20 protein-coding genes are annotated in these 21333 nt (G+C 39.1%); 16 read left to right on the top strand and 4 right to left on the bottom strand.

Annotated elements, in window-relative coordinates; translation table 11 throughout:
- Positions 1 to 4: 4 nt before the first annotated feature.
- The 15 genes from BUB71_RS02185 to mmgD all read left to right on the top strand — a co-directional run bounded on the left by BUB71_RS02185 (position 5) and on the right by mmgD (position 13410).
- Entirely contained in the window at positions 5 to 658 is a 654-nt protein-coding gene (locus tag BUB71_RS02185) for a phosphoribosylanthranilate isomerase (protein ID WP_175552255.1), read from the top strand.
- Positions 645 to 1835: a tryptophan synthase subunit beta gene (gene trpB, locus BUB71_RS02180; RefSeq protein WP_073151257.1), complete on the top strand. Its 1191-nt coding sequence runs from the start codon at positions 645 to 647 to the stop codon at positions 1833 to 1835. Before BUB71_RS02185 ends, trpB begins: the two co-directional genes overlap by 14 nt.
- Positions 1832 to 2635 (top strand): tryptophan synthase subunit alpha, encoded by an 804-nt coding sequence (trpA, locus tag BUB71_RS02175; RefSeq protein WP_073151253.1) that lies wholly within the window; start codon positions 1832 to 1834, stop codon positions 2633 to 2635. The genes trpB and trpA overlap by 4 nt, the downstream gene beginning before the upstream one ends.
- Positions 2636 to 2662: 27 nt before the next feature.
- Positions 2663 to 3757 (top strand): histidinol-phosphate transaminase, encoded by a 1095-nt coding sequence (hisC, locus tag BUB71_RS02170; protein WP_073152701.1) that lies wholly within the window; start codon positions 2663 to 2665, stop codon positions 3755 to 3757.
- 5 nt (positions 3758 to 3762) lie between these two features.
- Entirely contained in the window at positions 3763 to 4878 is a 1116-nt protein-coding gene (locus tag BUB71_RS02165; RefSeq protein ID WP_073151250.1) for a prephenate dehydrogenase, read from the top strand.
- Between the two features lie 360 nt (positions 4879 to 5238).
- Complete coding sequence (locus BUB71_RS02160; protein ID WP_073151247.1) at positions 5239 to 5700, top strand: hypothetical protein; 462 nt, start codon at positions 5239 to 5241, stop codon at positions 5698 to 5700.
- 73 nt (positions 5701 to 5773) lie between these two features.
- Positions 5774 to 6907 (top strand): hypothetical protein, encoded by a 1134-nt coding sequence (locus BUB71_RS02155; RefSeq protein WP_073151243.1) that lies wholly within the window; start codon positions 5774 to 5776, stop codon positions 6905 to 6907.
- 51 nt (positions 6908 to 6958) lie between these two features.
- Positions 6959 to 7501, top strand: coding sequence for a ReoY family proteolytic degradation factor (locus BUB71_RS02150; protein WP_073151240.1), 543 nt, complete (start codon positions 6959 to 6961; stop codon positions 7499 to 7501).
- 64 nt (positions 7502 to 7565) lie between these two features.
- Entirely contained in the window at positions 7566 to 8012 is a 447-nt protein-coding gene (locus tag BUB71_RS02145; protein ID WP_073151237.1) for a DUF2487 family protein, read from the top strand.
- 180 nt (positions 8013 to 8192) lie between these two features.
- On the top strand, positions 8193 to 8693 hold the full coding sequence (locus tag BUB71_RS02140; RefSeq protein ID WP_073151234.1) for a QcrA and Rieske domain-containing protein: 501 nt from the start codon (positions 8193 to 8195) through the stop codon (positions 8691 to 8693).
- 29 nt (positions 8694 to 8722) lie between these two features.
- On the top strand, positions 8723 to 9394 hold the full coding sequence (qcrB, locus tag BUB71_RS02135; protein WP_073151230.1) for a menaquinol-cytochrome c reductase cytochrome b subunit: 672 nt from the start codon (positions 8723 to 8725) through the stop codon (positions 9392 to 9394).
- A 23-nt stretch (positions 9395 to 9417) separates the two neighbouring features.
- Positions 9418 to 10206 carry a menaquinol-cytochrome c reductase cytochrome b/c subunit gene (locus BUB71_RS02130; RefSeq protein ID WP_073151226.1) on the top strand — a complete coding sequence of 263 codons (789 nt, stop codon included), beginning with the start codon at positions 9418 to 9420 and terminating at the stop codon, positions 10204 to 10206.
- A gap of 63 nt (positions 10207 to 10269) precedes the next feature.
- Complete coding sequence (locus tag BUB71_RS02125) at positions 10270 to 10896, top strand: DUF1405 domain-containing protein (protein ID WP_245815491.1); 627 nt, start codon at positions 10270 to 10272, stop codon at positions 10894 to 10896.
- A gap of 149 nt (positions 10897 to 11045) precedes the next feature.
- A complete protein-coding gene (locus BUB71_RS02120) occupies positions 11046 to 11834 on the top strand; it encodes a sporulation protein YpjB (protein ID WP_073151222.1) in 789 nt (262 codons plus the stop codon).
- A 484-nt stretch (positions 11835 to 12318) separates the two neighbouring features.
- Positions 12319 to 13410, top strand: coding sequence for a citrate synthase (gene mmgD, locus BUB71_RS02115; RefSeq protein ID WP_073151219.1), 1092 nt, complete (start codon positions 12319 to 12321; stop codon positions 13408 to 13410).
- Here mmgD and BUB71_RS02110 read toward each other — a convergent pair.
- Positions 13394 to 13648: a hypothetical protein gene (locus BUB71_RS02110; RefSeq protein ID WP_073151214.1), complete on the bottom strand. Its 255-nt coding sequence runs from the start codon at positions 13646 to 13648 to the stop codon at positions 13394 to 13396. The two genes, mmgD and BUB71_RS02110, sit on opposite strands and share 17 nt — an antisense overlap.
- Positions 13649 to 15940: 2292 nt before the next feature.
- On the opposite strand from BUB71_RS02110, the gene BUB71_RS02100 reads away from it, so the two are divergent.
- On the top strand, positions 15941 to 16972 hold the full coding sequence (locus BUB71_RS02100) for an SAM-dependent methyltransferase (protein ID WP_175552254.1): 1032 nt from the start codon (positions 15941 to 15943) through the stop codon (positions 16970 to 16972).
- Between the two features lie 41 nt (positions 16973 to 17013).
- On the opposite strand, the gene BUB71_RS02095 is transcribed toward BUB71_RS02100, so the two are convergent.
- The 3 genes from BUB71_RS02095 to BUB71_RS02085 are packed head-to-tail and all read right to left on the bottom strand — an operon-like array spanning position 17014 to position 21057.
- Positions 17014 to 18876: an ABC transporter ATP-binding protein gene (locus BUB71_RS02095; protein WP_073151205.1), complete on the bottom strand. Its 1863-nt coding sequence runs from the start codon at positions 18874 to 18876 to the stop codon at positions 17014 to 17016.
- On the bottom strand, positions 18873 to 20600 hold the full coding sequence (locus tag BUB71_RS02090; RefSeq protein WP_073151201.1) for an ABC transporter ATP-binding protein: 1728 nt from the start codon (positions 20598 to 20600) through the stop codon (positions 18873 to 18875). Before BUB71_RS02090 ends, BUB71_RS02095 begins: the two co-directional genes overlap by 4 nt.
- A gap of 7 nt (positions 20601 to 20607) precedes the next feature.
- Entirely contained in the window at positions 20608 to 21057 is a 450-nt protein-coding gene (locus tag BUB71_RS02085; protein WP_175552253.1) for a MarR family winged helix-turn-helix transcriptional regulator, read from the bottom strand.
- Positions 21058 to 21333: the final 276 nt, after the last annotated feature.

Raw genomic sequence — 21333 nt, 5'->3', positions numbered from 1 at the left:
GAACATGAGTATAAAACTAAAATGCTGTGGTTTTCAGAATCCAGAAGATGTTCGGCAAGCAATTGTATATCCACTCGATGCCATAGGATTTATCCTTGTGCAAAATCGAAAACGGTCGGTTTCTAAGGAAAGTTTCTATTCTTTAATCTCTATCGTTCCATCTTCGATAGAACGAGTAGGGGTGTTAATCAATCCTACAATCGAAGAAGTTCAATCATGGTTAGCGGTTGCTTCATTTGATCGAATTCAACTTCATGGGACGGAGTCTCCAGCACAATGTAAAGAAATTGCCGCTCATTTCCCTAATATGAAAATCACAAAAGTGTTTCATGTTGGGGAGAATGAACCAAAACAAGTGATTGATTACGTTGCATATATCGATATGTTATTACTCGATTCGACAGTTCGTGGACAGCGTGGTGGAACAGGTCAAAATTTTGATTGGTCAAAAATCCCAGCTTTTAAAAAGATTTGCGATCAATATCAATTGCCACTATGGATTGCTGGTGGCATTCAGGTCAACAATGTGTCTTTATTGCTAGATCAGTATTCAATTGCAGGAGTAGATGTATCAAGCGGAATTGAAAGGGAACATAGAAAAGATGCTGATCTAATTAGAGAAATGATTTGGAGGGTTAAGCGTTATGAGTCAAGCTGAGAAGCGTTTTGGTGCTTACGGAGGTCAGTATGTTCCCGAAACAACAATGAATGCTTTGATGGAAATTGAAGCGGGTTTTAAAGAGGCAATGCAGGACGAAGAATTCCTAGCAGAATATCGACAGTTATTAAAGGATTATTCTGGACGTCCAACCCCCATAACCTATGCAAAGAGATTAAGTGAGTCGCTTGGTGGAGCTAAGATCTATCTGAAAAGAGAGGATCTTAACCACACTGGAGCACATAAAATTAACAACACATTGGGTCAGGCGTTACTTGCACGTAAATTAGGTAAGAAAAAATTGATTGCTGAAACTGGAGCAGGTCAACATGGAGTAGCTACAGCGACAACTGCTGCATTACTTGGCATGGAATGTACAGTATATATGGGCGAAGAAGATGTGCGACGACAGCAGCTCAATGTTTTTCGCATGGAGCTACTGGGTGCAAAAGTGATCCCTGTTCATACTGGTACGAGAACATTGAAAGATGCAACAAATGAAGCTTTGAGACAATGGGTTGCTCAAATTGAAGATACATTTTACTGTATCGGGTCTGTTGTGGGGCCTTACCCATATCCGCAAATGGTAAAACAATTTCAACGAATCATTAGTGATGAAGCTCGTCAACAGATTCTAGAAATGGAAGGTCGACTGCCGGATGATGTGATCGCATGTGTGGGTGGAGGAAGTAATGCAATTGGTATGTTCGCAGCATTTCTAGATGATTCGCAAGTTCGTCTTCATGGTGTAGAAGCTGCTGGGCGAGGTTTGGAAACAGACGAACATGCTGCTTCACTCTCTAAAGGAACACCTGGCGTTTTACATGGTTCATATAGCTACTTTCTACAAAATGAACATGGGCAGATTCAACCAGCACATTCTATTTCTGCTGGTCTTGATTATCCAGGTGTTGGCCCCGAGCATGCCTTTTTAAAAGATCAAAAGCGTGTCGATTATTCGGCTGTGACAGATGAAGAAGCAATTGCAGCTGTTAAAGCTCTTTGCACGTTAGAGGGGATTCTACCAGCTTTAGAATCTGCACATGCGATTGCACAAGCGATGAAATTGGCAAAAGAACGTAGTCAAGAAGATATTCTCTTAATTTGTCTTTCAGGTCGTGGAGATAAAGATGTAGAGACTATACGAGAAGTGATCAGTTCGGAGGGGACAGCATGAACGACTATCCACTTAGATTTGATGAAAATAAGCAAACTCGTCTCATTCCGTTTATTATGTCAGGAGACCCTTCACTTGATGTAACGATTGAGCTCATCAAAATGATGGAGCGTGAAGGTGTGACAGCTATCGAGTTAGGAGTTCCATTTTCTGATCCACAAGCAGATGGTCCTGTGATTCAAGATGCGGGCGGCTATGCTTTGGCGAACGGTGTGTCACTATCAGATGTCTTAACAGTAGGTAAGAAAGTCCGTCAACAAGGATGCAAAGTTCCGCTGATTTTATTTTCATATTTTAACCCATTATTGCAGTATGGATTGGATATACTTGCGAAAGATGCTCGTGAGGCGGGATTCTCCGGGTTCATAGTTCCCGATTTACCTTTTGATGAGAGTGAATCGTTCCGTAATACAGCTAAAAACGTTGGTTTACCAGTAATCCAGCTTGTCGCACCTACTTCAGAGCAGCGTATAGAGCAGATTGTTAATGGAGCAGAAGGCTTTGTATATTGTGTTTCTTCAGCGGGAACGACTGGAATGAGAACACATTTCTCTGAGCAAATAACCGATTTCTTAGCAAATGTAAAACAGAAGAGCCAAATCCCAATCGCTGTAGGGTTTGGTATCTCAACTCCAGAGCATGTAAATTTCTTTAGTCAACATGCAGATGGAGTAATCGTAGGAAGTGCACTTGTCAAGCAGATTGCAAAGCGACGTGAACAGCTCCTTGAACCTAAGCATAACAAGGAAGCAATGGAGGAGATTGCAACATTTGTTCGTTCGTTACTAAGGAAAGCATAAGTGCAGCCAAAGAGAGGTGTAGAATGGATGGAACCAAAAAAGAATATTCGAGAAATTCCAGTTTACCAACCTGGAAAACCAATTGATGAGGTAAAGAATGAATATGGGTTAGATCAAGTAATCAAATTAGCTTCTAATGAAAATCCTTTTGGGTGTTCTCCGCGTGTATGGGAAGCATTAATGCAGGAACGAGGTTCGATGCAGTACTATCCTGAAGGCGGTGCATCACAACTTTCAAAAGCAGTTGCTGATCATTTAGAGGTGGATGAGCGGCGGCTGATATTTGGAAATGGTTCGGATGAAATCATACAGTTGATCAGTCGGGCATACCTAGGAGCTGGTGATGAGTCAGTACTTGCTGATGTCACTTTTTCTCGATATGAAGCTGGTATCTTGATTGAAGGAGCGACACCTGTGAAAGTTCCACTCATCAATGGAACCCATGATTTAGATGGACTGGCAGCGGCGATCACTGACAAAACTCGGGTAGTCTGGATTTGTAATCCAAATAATCCAACAGGTACAATTGTAAAGAAGGAAGAACTTGAATATTTTCTAGACCACATTCCAGAGCATGTACTTGTTGTATTAGATGAAGCATATGCTGAATATGTGACAGACACTGAGTATCCAGATTCGATCTCATTAGTCGATTATCACCCACAACTGATTGTACTTCGTACGTTTTCAAAAATTTATGGTCTTGCTTCGCTTCGCATTGGATATGGTGTGACTCACCCTGATATTGTACAAGATTTAAATCGTGTTCGCGAACCGTTTAACACGAATCATTTTGCTCAAGTCGCTGCAAAAGCGGCTCTCCAAGATCAAAGTTTTATTGCTTATTGTAGAAATCAAAATAAATTAGGTAGAAAACAAATTATGCAACACCTTGATGAATGGAATATATCCTATTATCCTGCACATGGAAACTTTATTTTGTTTAATACGAGTTTTTCCGGTGATGAAGTATTTCAGTTCTTACTAAAAAGAGGTATTATTACTCGCTCAGGTGATAAACTGGGCTGTCCCAATCATTTGCGTGTTACGATTGGTACCAAAGAGCAAAATGAAGCTTTTTTAACAGCATATGCAGCTTTTCGTGAAGAAAAAGGGAGTTAATATTCATGAGCGAGCGAATTGCGATCTTAGGCGTTGGTCTTATCGGAGGCTCAATTGCACTGGGATTAAAGGAGAGAACAGATCACTATGTGATCGGTTATGATATCGCAATCGAAAATTTAGATCATGCAAAACGGATTGGCGCGATAGATCAGATCGCAAGGTCGTTGGAAGAGGCTGTAGAGCAAGCTACAATCATTGTCATTGCATTACCAGTTAGCCTTATTTGTGAGACAATTGAAAAGCTTGCCCAACTTTCACTAGCTTCCCACACGATTGTAACGGATGTGGGGAGTACAAAGCAGCAAATTATGCAATATGGTCAACAGTTGATTGATCAAGGAGTATCATTTATTGGTGGTCATCCGATGGCTGGTTCACATCGCTCAGGGATGCAGGCTGCTGATTCTTTGCTGTTTGAGAATGCTTATTATATCTTAACACCCCCTACTCAGATTCCTTTAGCCGATGTGCAACGTTTGAGCCATCTCTTAGAAAAGGCTACACATGCACAATTGGTTATTATGGATGCTCTATTTCATGATCGAATCGTAGGTGCCGTAAGTCATCTACCACATATTATCGCTGCTGGATTGGTCGTTCAAGTAGGGCAATATAATGATCAAAATGAATGGTTCCATCGATTAGCTGCGGGAGGATTTCGAGATCTGACCCGGATTGGAGCTAGCCATCCTCAAATGTGGCGTGATATTCTGATGAGTAATCGAAATGAAGTAGTTCAATTGCTGTATGATTGGGAAGAACAAATGAGAAGTTTTCGTCATGCGTTAGAGAATCAAGACGCAAATTGGATTGAAGAGACTTTTGCTACTTCAAAGAAGCTACGAGAAACGCTACCAGATCGCAATACGCATCTGATCCCGCAAATTTTTGAATGCTACGTAGATGTTCCAGATCATCCAGGAGCAATTGGACAAGTTGCTTTATTACTAGGTGAACATGGGATTAATTTAAGCAATTTAGCTGTGATGGAAAATCGAGAGGAAGCGTTGGGTGTATTGCGACTTAGTTTTAAAGAAGAAGAGCATTTGCGGCAGGCCATTCGGTGTTTAAGTGATGCTGGGTATCCTGTTTATGATGAAGCTTTATCTCATATCTAGACTTGAACAACCACTTAACTAGAGTCAAGTTAAGTGGTTTTGTTATGATATTTTTATATAATTTTAAGTGGTTTTGGAATGATATCAATCTACTATGGTAATCGGGGAATACTGCTAATTTCGGACAAAGCGTGAAAATCTAAAGGAAATAAATTGAATCGATTGATAGGAGTATGAGCTCTGAAAATTTCAAATAGAGTCTTGACCCATTTTTCATCAACGATTATAATACTTATATAGTATGGTTTCTCTCCACTCCTATCCAATTATGCGACTTGTGCAAACCGCCCTTCAATGTGGGCGGTTCTTTTTTTTTAGGGCGATGAGTAAGATAAGATTGATAGAGAAAGGGGGATGGGTATGTATAAACAATATATGAAATTCTCAAAGGAATTCTATTTTATGTTATCCATTATGATCATGATGAAAATGTGGTTCTTTCCTTTGATGATCTATCTGTGGTTTCCCACCGATGATCTTTCCAGTACATTATTGGAAAGTATTGATATTATGACAGGATTATTTTCGCTATTATTCTATATAGGTTTTGGTTCGTTAACTAAGTATCAATACCAATTTAATACATTAGAAGCCATTGCCCTTTTTGTATTGCTCCATTTAATCATATTATGCATGGTACCTTTCGTACACGTTTGGTCACATTTACTCTCAGATGCATTTATCTTATATTCACCCTCAATCATTGGGGGGATTTGGGAATTAATTGGAATGTATTTCTGCTGTTTTCTATTTGGAAGAAAGTTAGAAGTGAAAGAGGCACAACAGAAATTACAGCATCAGAAGCAACGACTTCGTGCATAATTTCTTATATTCTCGACTAATGTATCGCCCAATTGACCACAATGAAAGTGAGTGGGTTAAAAGGGTGGTGTCGATGAAAATTGCTGAATGGCTAACATATTCAAGTATTGAACACTTAAAGAGATTACGTTCATTTTATTGCCCAACAAGTGAAAGTGATCCTCATTCTAAATATTCCTTGATTCGAACAATTATATCGCAATTAGATAATGCGGAAAAACAGGGGGCACTAGTTTCTCAATGTAGTGAGCATGAACGCGCTTTTCTCGAGCTGCTGTTTCTTGACCCTGCTCCTTCTTTTACAATGGAAGAATTATTGGGAAAAGGAAGAGTAGCAATACGTGGTGCGGATAAAAACCCTCGATCTCTTGTGATACAAGCTCTGAGTAAAGGGTGGATATTTCCAGGATATACTGCGAAAACACAAGGTCTGTATTTTATTCCCAGTGATTTAAAGCAGCAAATGATTGCAAATCTTGTTATCCCTTATTTTCAAGAACCATTATTGCGTCCCCCACAAACATATCGAGATGAAGAAAACCAACTTGTAAATGATTTGCTGATCTTTCTAAGATTTCTCCAGCGTGAAGTAGTAAAATTAACCAATGAAGGTTCCATATATAAGCAACAACAAAAGAAGTTATTTCAGTCTTTTGTGATTCCAGAAGAGCCTCTGAATAGGAGTGGCCCTCGTTTTGGCTTTGGGCGCAGTTACCATCTCTATCCTGATCGATTCTCATTAGTGTACGATTATGCATTATATCAAGGTTATTTTATTGAAGATCAGTCGGATTCAATACGTTTAACAGAATATGGATTAGGGAAAGTAAGAAACAGAGAAATCTCAGATGGAGAGGCTTTGTATCGATTTTGGCTTCGTCTCTATCGACGCCCCATCCCACAGTTGCCGATTATAGTAAGATGGATTGCTATGATTAGTGAAGCTGGTTGGGTAGACACGGCCGTACTTTATCAAGCTGTTCAAAGCTGGTTCTCTCCATACTATTATGAAACAAAAGAGAATTTATATCAAAAAACTCTTCAAATGATGTTGCATCTTGGAATGATACGATTAGGCATGGAAAACGAAAAACAATATTTATCCCTTACCTCTTCAGGTAGAGCTTGGTTAAAACATGACTCTCTTTTTCAACTCAAGGTGATTGAAGAAGAGTTTACTCGTAGGGGAGCAAAGTATCTGCATTAGTTAATTGTATTAAACTTTGCTAGTTTTCGTTTAGGTGGGTGTATAGGTGATTTGAAACATTCAGTTACTGTTTTAGTGAAACGTCAGTTTATTGGCTGGTTCTTAAATCGGTATGAATTGCAAAAAAAAGAGGCTGCCTGGTTACTCAGTTACCTGTCTTCAGATGATCAGCTACTAAAAAAAGTTCACTTTGTAGAGAATGTACGCTATCTGCCAAAATCGATGATTTTATCAACAAAGTGTACTTCTCTAACCCCATTCAAATACGTAAAATACAAACGTGTGGGTGCCGATGTAGAAACAGCCTTTTATGATATTCGCTCCTATCCAAAGGAGGAACTTTATATTAGCTTATATTTCAGAGATAGGGAGACTTGTCCAGAGTATGCCGCCGTTTTGGAGGGGAATCCGATGGAAAAACAGGACTTGGTTAAAAATAATATGCTAGGTCTTTTTGCGGAGATGTTCCTTGATAACGCGGTACTAGATTTTCGCCGGAAACAGTTATATATTCAAATCGACCAAGCTTTAGCCCAAAAAGATCGAACGGCATTTTTACAACTCAGCGAACAATGGAGAAAATTAATAGAATAAATTCAGGAATTACGATATAATGCTCAGCATATGCTGGGTATTTTTTACTTGAGGAGAAGGTTAAATGCGCTTTTCAACGATGTCCCTCGATTCTTGGAGAGAGATTGCGCCATTTGTTGATACCCTTTGTTTGCCCATTTATTCTCTAGAGATAACAAAAGAGAAACTTGAATTGAGTCGGGGGAAGATGATTGAGTTTTTAGTCGATTCATTAGAAAAGCAGTTAGCAGGAAGAATGCTATTATTACCGTCTATTCCTTTTTTCGGTGACTATGAAGGGGAGTTTACTCCTTTTCTTACAAGTATCTTGAATAATTGGCAAAATAGTGGGTTTCAGTTTGTCGTAGTAGTAATGGACCAAGATTATTCATTTCAGTTTCCTGAGGTAGAACCATTGCAAATTCTTCCATATGTTTTAAAAACAGATGATATACAAGATGTTGAACAAATTGATGAAGAATCAAAAGAACTCTATCAAGAAGTTCTTCAACTTTGGCTAAAAAATGCATAAATGGAAAAGATAGTAGCAAGTTTAATTGTCGGCTGTTGGTCACATGTGTTTTCTTGACTTTTATAAAAAGCATTCGCTATGATGTTACTTGTCCTAGTAAAAATGTAATATATCCTAGCAAGGAGAGGGTTCCGTTTCCAAAATGGACGGTGATAGCTGAATAAAAGGGAGGTTAGACTCATTGTGGGTAAAAAAGTTTCCCGCCGGCAGTTTTTAACGTATACGTTAGGCAGTACGGCTGGTTTTTTGGCGTCAGGTATGCTCTTTCCAATGGTACGGTTTGCTGTTGACCCCGTGCTTAAAAAGGGAGGCAGCGCTAAGTATGTAGATGTAAACTTGCCAATCTCGCAAATTACGCAAGAACCAAAAGCGGTTCAGTTTGTTATTCATCGGAAAGATGGGTGGTATGAGCCGGAGAATGGTGAGTCCCTAACAGCTTGGGTAATGAAAGACGAATCAGGAAATGTAAGGGCATTATCGCCAGTTTGTAAACATTTGGGATGTACAGTTAACTGGAATAGTAATCCGCAGTATAAAAACCAGTTTTTCTGTCCATGCCATTTTGGTCGCTATGAAAAAGATGGTACCAACGTTCCAGGTACACCACCAACGAAACCACTGGATAAATATAAAACCAAAATTGCGAATGGTCGACTTTTAATTGGTCCAGTTGAATCATAAAGCGAACATGAGAACGGAGGTGGAATAATATGTTAAAGGCGATGTATGAATGGATTGATGAGCGACTCGATATTAATCCAATCTGGCGAGATGTAGCAGATCATGAAGTTCCTGAACATGTGAATCCAGCACATCATTTTTCTGCATTTATCTACTGCTTTGGAGGATTAACTTTCTTTGTAGTTGTGATTCAGATATTATCAGGTATGTTTCTAGCGATGTATTTTGTGCCTGATATTGTGAATGCTAATGCTAGTGTCGCTTATCTGCAGAATGAATTAGCGATGGGGGCAATTGTCCGAGGAATGCACCATTGGGGCGCTAGTGTAGCCATTGTTATGTTATTCTTACATACTCTGAGAGTTTTCTTTACTGGTTCCTACAAACACCCCCGAGAATTTAACTGGGTAGTTGGTATCTCTATCTTTTTTGTTATGTTAGGGCTTGGATTTACTGGCTACCTCTTACCTTGGGATAATAAAGCATATTTTGCGACCAAGGTAGGACTTGAGATTGCCTCATCTGTTCCTTTCCTTGGAGCTTATATTAAGACATTCTTACAAGGTGGAGATATTGTAGGAGCACAGACGCTTGCTCGATTCTTTGCCCTACATGTATTCTTTTTACCGGCAGCGTTACTGGGGCTGCTTGGAGCGCACTTTGTGCTGATTCGCCGTCAAGGCATTTCAGGTCCGCTATAAAGTTCACGTGAGGAGGAGTCCACTTGTCACATAATCAAGACGGAAACCATAAACAAGTCCACTATGTGGGAGACTCGCGTGTTCGTGCGAATCGTACAAAAAAGTATCCCCCGGACTATTCGGAGTTTCCAGGTAATAATGAAGCTTTTTGGCCCGATTTTCTTTTGAAAGAATGGATGGTAGCTGCTGTCTTTCTAGTAGGTTTTATGACACTTGTCATGGCAGAAGATCCGCCTTTAGGGGAGATTGCTGACCCTACTAACACAAGCTTTTTACCCGTCCCTGACTGGTACTTTTTATTTATCTACCAGTGGTTAAAATATAAATGGGCAGCAGGTAAATTTATTGTAATTGGGACAATCATCCTCCCTGCCATACTCTTTGGTGCATTAGCAGTTGTTCCTTGGCTTGATCGAAGTAAGGAACGTCGTCCTTTAAAACGACCCATTGCTACAGGCTTAATGTCAATCGCGTTAATCGCTACTGTGGCACTTACCTGGGCGGCAGAAGATGAGCATGTGAAGCAACTAGAGTCAGCCCCTTCTCAAGCACCGGCAAATAAGAAAGTGATTGGTCAAAATGAAGCAGGATATCAAATTTATGAAAAGAACGCCTGTATTAAGTGTCATGGAGACCAGCTTCAAGGGCTAAACGGCCCAAGTCTACTAGGGGTTGGAAAAAAACGGACTACTGATGAGATCATCAAATATATGAACGAGGGGAAAGGAGCTATGCCCGCAGGTATGTTCCAAGGTTCGCCCCAAGAACAGAAAATCTTAGCTGATTGGTTAGTCAAACAAAAACAGAAATAAGTAGTTTCTAAACCTGACACTCATTGACTTGGGTGCCAGGTTTTTGGTTTAAGGAGTGGGAATGTGTTTTTATTTATAAAAAAAATATTGATGCAGCGTTGGTTTTTGATTACCCTTTTCATCGTTAATTTTCTTGGAACAATCTATGGATTTTACTGGTATAAAAATCAACTAGCGGTAACACCGCCGCAATGGCTTATTTTTGTACCAGATAGTCCTACAGCTAGTGCTTTTTTCACAGTGGTGTTGTGGCTTTTCATAATGGGACGTCATCATAAATGGCTAGAAGCATTTGCTGCCATTACACTATTTAAATATGGGATTTGGGCTGTTGTGATGATTATATGGGGGGGCATTCTTGATCCTCGACCATTCACAGATGCTTTGGTTTGGGAACAATACATGTTAATCGTATCTCATCTGGGCATGTCAGTTCAGGCTTTACTCTATATCCCTTTCTATCGTTTTACGAATCGAGAGATAGTGGGTGTTAGTATTTGGACTTTATTAAATGATTTTCTTGATTATACGATCAATATACACCCTTGGTTAACAGCTCAGTTGGAGCAAATTCCGCAAGTGGTAGGAAGTTTTACATTATTTCTCAGTTTGATTACCATCACGATATTTACGATAACAACGCGTTTTCAACAACAAAGAGAAGTTGAACAAAACCTTCTTCATCCATAACTCTAATGAGTTTTTTCAAGTGGTTCTATCATTTAGCTGAGCAGAGCTCTTAATTTTTCATAATGGGAATTCATTTACTTTAGATATTTTCATGAAGCCAATCGAATAAGCTATGATCAAGTAGATTGATAATGGAAGGTGTTAAAGTGATGATAGCGCGTTTGATTGGTTTTCTCTTTCTATTTTCAACATTCATCCCAGCATCGATTGTATATGCGGAGAGTTCAATTGAACAATTAAGTGAAAATTGGTCAATGCAGGCGACGCAGATCGTAGAATGGGTGGAACAGGAAAAATGGTTAGAAGCGAAAGAACAATTGGCGAAACTCGCAAAAGAATTTTCACAGTCGGATCTGGCAAAGAAAGATTGGGATGTTCAAGAGATCCAGCTCCTCTCTTCGGTGATCTTGCAATTAGACCGCAAATTAAATCAGGTATCCCCAGATAAAGAATCGATTCAATTTGCTGCCAAACAGCTACAATTGGCTTTTGATGCTATTTCCCATCCGCATCAACCACTGTGGCAGCAGATGTATCAACCTCTTGTATCTAAATTAAGTCATTATCAAGAGGCAAATCGCCAAGGTGATAAGGAGAAGATGAATCAACTTTGGAAAGAGATCAAACGTGATTTTCAACTGATTCGACCAGGGCTTGTTCTTTCCAAAAGTCCATATACAGTTGCAAAAATAGATAGCTTAATCAATGCTATAGAAAAAACACCCAATATAAAAGATCGATCAGGCGGTATTGATCAACTCTTTACTTTGATTCGACCACTTTTCTTTGGTTCAGAAAAAGATGTATTAGCAGTAGTTGACCCTATTGAAGCATTCTCACTAGAATTAATGATAATCGTAATCTGTTTGTTTATGTTGCTTGTGCTTACTTATGTGAGTTGGCGGAAATATCAAGGAAGAAGAAAGCATGTAGCATAAAAGAAGAAATCATGGAGTCAATATTCCGTGGTACCTACCATACTTTTGCGAAGACTGCTTCAAATGGAAAATTTGTAATATTGATGAAATACCACTTACCAGTGCTTTTATATAGTACTGGTAAGCTTGTAGACAAAGTATAAGTCGCCTTCATTTCTGTGAGTCAAGCTTTGCATTTCGCCTCCAGTTCAGGCTGCATTGAAGTATTCAAGGCGCCACGACTGCTCGCTCAGGGTGATATCAACTCGGCTATCGCCTCAGACAGTACTACCACCTATTCTTCGCTACACAGTCGTGGCTTGGTAGCGCCTGAAAGTCGGGCTACATTGCAAACCATTTCCTCCTTTAAACATGCTTTATTTTCCATGATTTTTAACCAAAATATTGGTTTTTCTTCAGTCTGACCAGTGCTTTTATATAGCACTGGTTTGTATTTGTTGAATAATATAATATTTAATTATAAGGCAAAGAGGGGGCGTTTCATGTGTCCGAATATGTGCCTGGATTAGAAAAAGTGGTAGCTGTGGAAACGGAGATCTCTTTTTTAGATGTTGTTAATGAGAAGATTGTTGTACGTGGATATGATTTGATCGATTTAGCTAAGAAAAAAATATACATGGATATTATTCCATTGTTATTAACGGGTCAGTTACCCAACACTGAAGAACGGGTTAAGTTGGAGCAGGAGATTACTAAGCAATCTGCGTTACCTGATTCTCTCATTCAAATCGTTAAACAATTGCCGAAGACAATTCACCCAATGGATGCTTTAAGGACGGGAATTTCTGCTTTGGCTGGTTATGATGATTCACTAGATGATCAATCGACAGAGAAAAATATACATCGTGCCTTTATTTTATTAGGGCAGATTCCGATGTTAATCAGTCTCATTCATCATCGAAATATTATCGAGTTACCTTCAGATTTAACTTATGCTGGACGTTTTCTCTATGCAATGGTCGGGAGTAGACCAACACCATTAGCTGAAAGGATTTTTGACCAAACTCTTATTTTATATAGTGAACATGAGTTACCGAATTCTACTTTTTCAGCACGGGTCATTGCATCTACCCTGACTGATTTATACGGCGCATTGACTGGAGCGGTGGCATCGCTAAAAGGTCCATTACATGGGGGTGCAAATGAAGCGGTCATGCAAATGTTGCAAGCAGTTCAGAATAAGGAGGAATTGAAAGAGCTGATCATTGCAAAGTTGATGCGTAGGGAGCGTGTGATGGGCTTTGGACACCGAGTATATATGCGAAAGGCAGACCCTCGTGCAGTCTTATTGAAGCAATCTTTAGCAGAACTAAGTAAAGAAAAGAAGCGAAAAGATTTATATGACCTTTGTATATACGGTGAACAGATCATGAAACAAGAAAAGAACCTTTATCCAAACCTTGATTATTATGCAGCTCCCATTTTTCATCTGCTTGGTCTCCCCACACCGCTCTTTACTCCTATTTTCTTTGCCAGTCGTACTGCTGGACTCTGCGCCCATGTAATCGAACAGCAACAAAAAAACAGATTGTTTCGACCTCGTGTCCGCTATATAGGGTCTACTTTAATCGATTGATCTTAGATTGAAATCTAATAAAATCGATTAGCCATGTGATTCCTGTAAATAATATGCCAAACATCATCATAAACTGAATCGGAAAGTGAAATGTGGCTGGTTGTGGAATAACTTTAATCAATGATAGATCAATAATTAGAAATATAAACGCGTAAACAGCCAGATAAAGAAATAGTCGTAAGGGGCGGATTTGAAAATGGTTATTCGCTTGGTGATGCTGATAAGAATATTGAATCATTTGAAAGACCGTCGCGAAGATTAAGATTTTGATTAATAAATGAGGGGTCTTTTCAATATCGCTTTTTTCATAGAGTAGATGAGATATAAACCATTTGGCAAAACCAGAAGAAGTAAAATAAATAGCTAAGATTAAAAAAGCGGTTCGTATTGTAGTGATTATTGATCCCTCCTATATGTTTTGAAGTTTTATTTACCAATATTTTGTCTACGTTGATATATTTCAACCCCAGATTCATGAAGTGTTTGGAAATTTGGTCGGTTCCTTTTTTCGGGTTTCGGTGATATGCAAATAAATATTTCGGGTGATTGCATCATTTTTTTTCCTAATCGATATATGATTTCGTCAAGGACGGCGCCTGCTTCTGCTGAGAGGATCATGTAGGTATGGCATAAATTGTGTGGAGTTAATGATGTATAAATCCAGCCAGTTTTAGGAGTCGTTTCACACGTTATTGTAAAACATTCCGACTCTTATAGTAAAGAAAGGATTCAGATCGATGTGCGGTCGCCATAACGGTCGTCGCACCGCACTTTGAGCCGAGGGCTTTTCTTGTTACTTCCGGAATGTACACTATCGTAGGTCTGATCATGATTAAGTCCGAGATAGTTGTGAAATATAAGTTTCGAATGGGATAAACTAGAAATCTCTTTCATGTTAAGCATTTTTCGCATATTCGATAAAATAACTTATCGGATATTGTATGGGTGAATATTGACTTTCAATGTTATCTTTTTGTATTGACTAATTCTATAGCAAATGGCTTTCTATAAAAAGAGTAATAACTGAATATAGTCTTTTGAGGAGTCTGAAAGAACAAAAGGATCTTTCCCTCAGTAGACGTGCCACCGATCTGTTAACTAATTGATTGGAGTTTATCAACTAAACCTACTTGACTAAAAATCCAAGTCGTATACTTCGATCAATGAAGTCCGATAGACAAGTGATTCTGGAGGATCGATGATCTGTCCCGGTCGCCTCTTCTGGTGGGCAAACAACTGCTACAGTGATACCATCAAGGCACTGGAGTTAACTGACTTACCAATCAATAGGAGAATCTTAAGTAGCATCGCACAGAATACCCGTACTCGACCTACTACACCCGCAATGGAACGAACCCTGACCATCATCGGAGGTTCCGCTCCTAAGTGCAGCATCTGCGGCGCTACCATGATCCCCTCAGGTGGTGGCTATATCTGTAAGCGTTGCGATGATGCCAACTAAAGGTCTTGCAGTAGTTGCGAGCTGGAATGGATGATTTGCAAGCAGCGTATATTCTACTGCGAGCAAGTGGAGCTCTAATACACTAACAATGGTTAGTGTATTAGAGCTCCAATCCAGCGCCCCTCATTCACTCGTGAGTGAGAGGCGCTAATTTTTATACTACTATAATCAAACGGTACATCACCCCTACATATCACTTGATAATGTATAATCCTACGATTGATGTAGGGTGTTTTTGTATATCTCCTAGAAATGGTTCATTAACGAAAAATAGCAACCTATTATATGAATGATCATGGTTGCTATTATTTCGATGAATCAATTCTCGAATAATTATATAAGCTATGTCTAATATAGAAAGATGGTAGAAATGTTCCTGTTTTAAAGTCCTCGCCATATTCGGGCTGAGGATTGGGATAAGTTTATTAGCTTGGTTAAAGGTGCATTAATCTCTACCCAAGCGTTATATGACTAAAACGCCTTTTGTGGTTTCAAATGAAATTTTTGCTATACTCGACTTAGAAAGATATTGTCCACATGCACTTCATTTTTTGATGGTGCCTGAACCTCTGAGAGGTGTAAATTGACCGAGTGTATCTACTGGATCATTGCGTGGGGATTCTTAATGTTGGTAGGCATGGGTAGTATTGGTTCTGTCGTTGGGATGTACTGTGTTGACTTTACCACGATGAACGGTGCTATCACTGGGGGAGTCATCGGTGCCATCATTGGTGGCTCCATTGGCGCCTTCATCGGATTCTTCGTTGGACGCGATTGCTGACGCTCGAACTTACGGATTTACAAAACAGGTAGGTGTGGATCGTTGTTCAGCGACCCCACCTATCTGTTTTGTGTGCGAAAATAGAGGGAAAGCACTCTCGATTGTGATCCTCACATCTAGGGTTTGTGAGCGCTTGAATAGATTGTGTGAATCTGGATTTTCATTTCTCACGTTGTGAGGAATCTCAAGTTATTTTAATAGCCTAAGAAGTTGCTTGATTTGACTGTTGGCTTTGATCGATGATTGAATATAGGAATGGATAGCTGATTTTCGAGAGGATGAAGATATTGTCAGAGCTGATCATTACATTAAAACACGACTCAATAAGTGCGGGGCTAAATGAATGTTTGAGAGCAGATGAGGCATGTAAATTAAAATATTGGTTGGATCAAGAAGTAGGTCTTATACAATTGAATAAGGAATTTAATCAGGTTGCTCGCTACTTTCAAGATCATCCTCCTGTATTTATACAACACATCTGTCCTGTTCAACAGAGAGTCGCAATTAAAGGGAAGCAAGAAGATATAGAAGTATTACTTGGTCAATGTCAGCAACTACAGACACGATTCGTTAAGGAGAAGTCATTCTCAGTCCAAACTCGTATGCTTGGAAAGGGTAACAGATCGTATAAACGTTTTGAAGTAAATCAAGCGATTGCTGAGATGATTAAAAACCTAGGATGGGAGCTTAATGTTTCAAGACCAGAGCAAATTATTTCCATTGTGATTGCAGAGGATGTAGCTTATCTAGGTGTATCAATGGCTGAACAAAATCTTAGTGATTGGGCAGGTGGGCAACATCGATTTGCCACGGAAAAAGGACAGATTTCTAGAGCGGAATTTAAGTTACTAGAAGCGCTAGACGTTTTTCAGATCGAAATTCAACCAGATTCTATGGCGCTTGATCTAGGAGCTGCTCCTGGTGGATGGACACGAATTTTACTAAAAAAAGGTTGTCGCGTCTATGCGGTTGATCCTGCTCTTTTAGATCCTTCACTACAAGAAGTAAAACAATTCACCCATTTCCGTCAAACGGCACAAGATTTTCTAAAACAAAAAAAACTCCCTCTATTCGATCTGATTGTAAATGATATGAAGATGGATGTGAATGAATCCATTCGTTTAATGGGAAAAATGCATCGATTGCTTCAATCAGACGGGATAGCAATTATGACTTTAAAATTACAAAAAAAGCAATTGCAGAAAGTGACCAACCAAGCGATAAAAAGGTTAGCAAGTTGGTACAAGATCATAGGAGCAAGACAGTTGTTTCATAATCGCTCTGAAGTAACAGTAGTATTAGGAAAAAAAGATAAGTAATATGAAGACACCCCCAAATATAGAGTTTGAGGGTGTTAAGTTTATACAGCTATTGTTTTTCCCGTGAATTGGCTGTTATACAAATCAGCATAGAATCCATTTTGTTCAAGTAATTGATTATGATTCCCTTGTTCAATTACTTGTCCATGATTCATCACCAGGATCAAATCAGCATCTCGAATTGTAGAAAGTCTATGTGCAATGACAAAACTGGTGCGACCTTCCATTAATCGATTCATTGCTTGCTGAATCATAATCTCTGTTCGAGTATCAACACTACTAGTTGCTTCATCGAGGATTAAAATTGCTGGATCAGCCAAAATAGCCCTAGCGATGGTAAGTAATTGCTTTTGTCCTTGGGAAATATTAGAAGCCTCTTCGTTCAGAATTGTATCGTAGCCTTCTGGCAGCGATCGAATAAAGCTATCAGCAGATGCTGCACGTGCTGCTGCATAGATTTCTTCATCTGTTGCATCTTCACGCCCATAAGCAATATTATCTCGAATGGTGCCGTGAAAGAGCCAAGTATCTTGTAGTACCATCCCAAATAATTGGCGAAGATCAGCTCGGTTCAATTCAGTAATATCGACTCCATCGATGGTAATTTTGCCATGGTCAAGCTCATAAAAACGCATCAGTAGGTTGATAAGCGTCGTTTTGCCCGCTCCAGTCGGTCCAACAATTGCTACTGTTTGTCCAGGATTGATTTGAATGTTCATATTCTTGATTAGAGAGGTCTCTGGTTTATAGCGAAATGAAACATCTTTAAATTCAACTTTCCCTCTTGGTTGGGTGAGTTGCGTTGCATCTACTTTCTCTGGTTGTTGTTCAGTTTCATCCAATAACTCAAACACTCGTTCAGCTGAAGCAATCGTCGACTGAATAATGTTGGTGATATTTGCTAGCGAAGTAATGGGTTGGGTAAACTGTCCTGAATATTGGATAAAAGCTTGGATATCTCCAATAGCAATCGATTGTTTGGTAACAAGTACACCACCAACAATACTTACTAAGATGAAGCCAATATTTCCAATAAAACTCATCAAGGGCATAATAATCCCAGTCACAAATTGAGCTTTCCAGCTTGAGTGATATAACTGTTCGTTAATCTCATTAAATTGCTGTATCGATTTGTTCTCATGTCCAAACGCTTTGACGATTTGATGCCCTGTAAACATTTCTTCGACATGACCATTTAGTTTACCTAAGGAACTTTGTTGATTGATATAATATCGCTGTGAACGAGATGCGATACCTTTTGTTACAAAGAGGCTGAGTGGTAGTGTTAACAATACAATTAATGTCATAATGGGACTGATTGTTAACATCATCACGATCACACCGAGCAAAGTTACAGCAGAAGTAATAAATTGGGTTAAACTTTGCTGAAGTGTATTACTGATATTGTCTACATCGTTTACTGCCCGGCTTAAAATCTCACCATGTGCATGACGATCAAAAAATGAAAGCGGCAAACGATCTAGCTTTTGGTTTACTTCTTGTCGCAGTTGAAAGACAGTTCGTTGGGCTACTCCAGCCATTAAATATTGTTGCAGATAATTAAATAAGGAGCTGATCAAGTATAGAAACAGAAGGAGTAACAAAATGTTCCCGACATATTCAAAATCGATTGCTGCTCCTGCTACTCCCTGCCATTTTAGCTTGACACCTTCAAAAATCTTTGTTGTAGCTTTCCCCATTATTTTTGGACCCACAATAGTAAAGAGAGTACTGAGCAGGGCCGTAAACAGGACGACAAATAAACGTCCTTGCTGTGGTTTTAAATAACTGATCAATCGCAATAGTGTTCCTTTGAAATCTTTCGCTTTTTCTGTGGGCATACCCATTACGGGTCCACGGTGACCGCCAAAGGAGGGCTTTGATCTTGTTTGATTCTGACTCATGCAATCTCCTCCTCTGAAAGTTGAGATGAGACAATCTCACGATAAACCTCACAACTCTCCATTAGTTCATGATGTGTACCAATTCCACTGATTTCACCTTCGTTTAAGACAATAATTTGATCCGCATCTAGTACGGTGGTTACCCGCTGTGCAACAATAAATACGGTTGAATTTGTAGTTTCTGCTCTTAACGCTGCTCGTAATTTCGCATCCGTTTTAAAATCAAGTGCTGAAAAGCTATCATCAAATAGATAAATCAAAGCATTCCGAACTAATGCTCTTGCAATAGCGAGACGTTGCTTTTGTCCTCCTGAAAGATTAGAGCCGCCTTGGGAAAGCATCGAATTATATTTTTCCGGCATTTCCTCAATAAACTCAGCCGCCTGGGCAATGATTGCAGCATGCTTTACTTCATCTTCTGAGGCATCTTCTTTTCCATAACGTATATTATCGGTGGCTGTACCTGTAAATAGAACAGATTTTTGTGGAACAAGACCAATATATGATCTCAATTCCTCCTGAGTCATATTTTGAATAGGGATTCCATCGATGCGAATTTCACCTTTGTCTGGGTCATAGAATCGAGGGATTAAATTGAGTAGACTTGTTTTGCCTGCACCTGTGCCACCGATGATGGCAGTTACTTTCCCTGGTTCTGCTGTAAAGGTCAGATTCGAGATAGCCGGTTTTTCTGCTCCAGGATAATGGAAAGTAACTTGATCAAATTCAATGACTCCTTTTTTTGTTTCTGGAGCTTGAAATTCTTCTGGATCATGTATAACTGGCGTTAATTGTAAAACTTCATCAATCCGTTTTGCTGAAGCAGTAGCCCGTGGTATAAATACAAACATCATCGTTGCCATCATCAGTGAGAACATGATCATCATGGCATATTGTAAGAATGCCATCAGAGAGCCTACTTGCATATGTCCAGCATCAATTCGTAATCCACCAAACCAGATGATTGAGATCGATGAAAGGTTCATGATCAACATCATCAATGGGTACATAGAGCCCATTATTCGATTCACTTTGATCGATGTTTGCATTAGGTCATTATTTGCTGATTCAAAGCGATTTTGTTCTTTTTTAACACGATTGAATGCACGAATCACTCGAATTCCTGTTAATCCTTCTCTTAAAACAAGGTTGAGTTGATCCACTTTCTTTTGAATGGCTTGGAACAATGGGGTTGCCTTACGAATGACAGCAAAAATAATCAGAATCAAGACTGGGATGATGACAATGAAAACCATTGAGAGCTTCGTATCCTGAAAAACAGCCATAATAATACCACCAATACACATTAAAGGTGCCATGACCATGATTCGGAGCATAATCATCAACACTTGTTGAATTTGTGTAATATCGTTCGTTGTGCGTGTGATGAGTGTTGCAGTGCCCATCTGATCAAATTCTTGCAGTGAAAAATGCTCAATATGTGAAAATAGACGTTCCCGCATTGTTTTGCCAAATCGACCCGCAATCTTTGATGAAAAAAAGCCAGCCGTAATGGAACAACTAATACCAAGGATTGCCACTAGCAACATGATAGCCCCTGTTTTTAAAATAAATGGAATATCTCCTTTTGCTACACCTGTGTCAACAATGGTTGACATCAAAGTAGGTAAGAATAGATCAGAAAGGACTTGTAAAAATAGAAATCCCATTACTAGATAAGTTAAACTTCGGTATGGGGAGATAAATCGTATCAGTCGTTTCATCCTGTTATCAACTCCGTTGCTGTTGGAAATATTGAACAGTTCTGTTCATTAATTCTGTTAATTTCTTACTTTCATCTACACCAAGATATTCAATTAATCCTTTCATACTGTCTAAGAACTTGTTTCTTTGCTGATCAACAAGTTGAATTCCTTGCTCAGTCAGTTTTACCAGAATTGCTCGTCGATCACTGGGGTTTATTTTTCGTTCGACTAAGTTATTATTTTCTAACTGGGTAACCAATTGGGTAACAGTAGGTGAGGTTACTTGCAAAATTTTGCTGAGTTCCGATACACTGAGCATTTTCGGTTCTTCTTCACCATGTAAAATGCTTAAAAGGATAAAAGCACTTGGTTTTAGACAATCATCAGCTCTTTTTTTCAGTTGATGTGGCGCACGATGAAATTGAATCCAAGCCTTCATAAAGGATTTAAGGAATGCTTGGTCTATTTTTTCCATTTGAATCATCTGCTTTCGATTAATTAGTTAGGCTACCTATTTATTAACCAAACTAATTATAAAAGCAGACCCATGCGCATGTCAATGTATAAATAACTATTTGATATAAAAAATGAGTACGATGCAGATATTTAGTCATTCTCATATTCGCTGTTACGATCCCTAGATAAGGATTTGAGTTGCTTGCAGGTTACTTTATTCTTTATAGCGGATTGCTTTGGGGAAATCCCTGTTCTTTATGGGATTCATTATCTTGCATACTCCGTTTATTCGAAT

Source organism: Seinonella peptonophila (genome assembly GCF_900129355.1).
Classification (GTDB): Bacteria; Bacillota; Bacilli; order Thermoactinomycetales; family Thermoactinomycetaceae; genus Seinonella; species Seinonella peptonophila.
The sequence above is the reverse complement of the archived record's forward strand: the minus strand, read 5'-3'. Positions and strand labels throughout refer to the sequence as shown.

What these genes read in the sequence shown, in the direction of transcription:
- BUB71_RS02185 (WP_175552255.1), top strand. Translation starts at nt 5, where the DNA reads ATGAGTATAAAACTAAAATGCTGTGGTTTTCAGAATCCAGAAGATGTT.
- trpB (WP_073151257.1), top strand. Translation starts at nt 645, where the DNA reads ATGAGTCAAGCTGAGAAGCGTTTTGGTGCTTACGGAGGTCAGTATGTT.
- trpA (WP_073151253.1), top strand. Translation starts at nt 1,832, where the DNA reads ATGAACGACTATCCACTTAGATTTGATGAAAATAAGCAAACTCGTCTC.
- hisC (WP_073152701.1), top strand. Translation starts at nt 2,663, where the DNA reads ATGGAACCAAAAAAGAATATTCGAGAAATTCCAGTTTACCAACCTGGA.
- BUB71_RS02165 (WP_073151250.1), top strand. Translation starts at nt 3,763, where the DNA reads ATGAGCGAGCGAATTGCGATCTTAGGCGTTGGTCTTATCGGAGGCTCA.
- BUB71_RS02160 (WP_073151247.1), top strand. Translation starts at nt 5,239, where the DNA reads ATGTATAAACAATATATGAAATTCTCAAAGGAATTCTATTTTATGTTA.
- BUB71_RS02155 (WP_073151243.1), top strand. Translation starts at nt 5,774, where the DNA reads ATGAAAATTGCTGAATGGCTAACATATTCAAGTATTGAACACTTAAAG.
- BUB71_RS02145 (WP_073151237.1), top strand. Translation starts at nt 7,566, where the DNA reads ATGCGCTTTTCAACGATGTCCCTCGATTCTTGGAGAGAGATTGCGCCA.
- qcrB (WP_073151230.1), top strand. Translation starts at nt 8,723, where the DNA reads ATGTTAAAGGCGATGTATGAATGGATTGATGAGCGACTCGATATTAAT.
- BUB71_RS02120 (WP_073151222.1), top strand. Translation starts at nt 11,046, where the DNA reads ATGATAGCGCGTTTGATTGGTTTTCTCTTTCTATTTTCAACATTCATC.
- BUB71_RS02110 (WP_073151214.1), bottom strand. Translation starts at nt 13,648, where the DNA reads ATGATTCAATATTCTTATCAGCATCACCAAGCGAATAACCATTTTCAA.
- BUB71_RS02095 (WP_073151205.1), bottom strand. Translation starts at nt 18,876, where the DNA reads ATGAGTCAGAATCAAACAAGATCAAAGCCCTCCTTTGGCGGTCACCGT.
- BUB71_RS02090 (WP_073151201.1), bottom strand. Translation starts at nt 20,600, where the DNA reads ATGAAACGACTGATACGATTTATCTCCCCATACCGAAGTTTAACTTAT.
- BUB71_RS02085 (WP_175552253.1), bottom strand. Translation starts at nt 21,057, where the DNA reads ATGGAAAAAATAGACCAAGCATTCCTTAAATCCTTTATGAAGGCTTGG.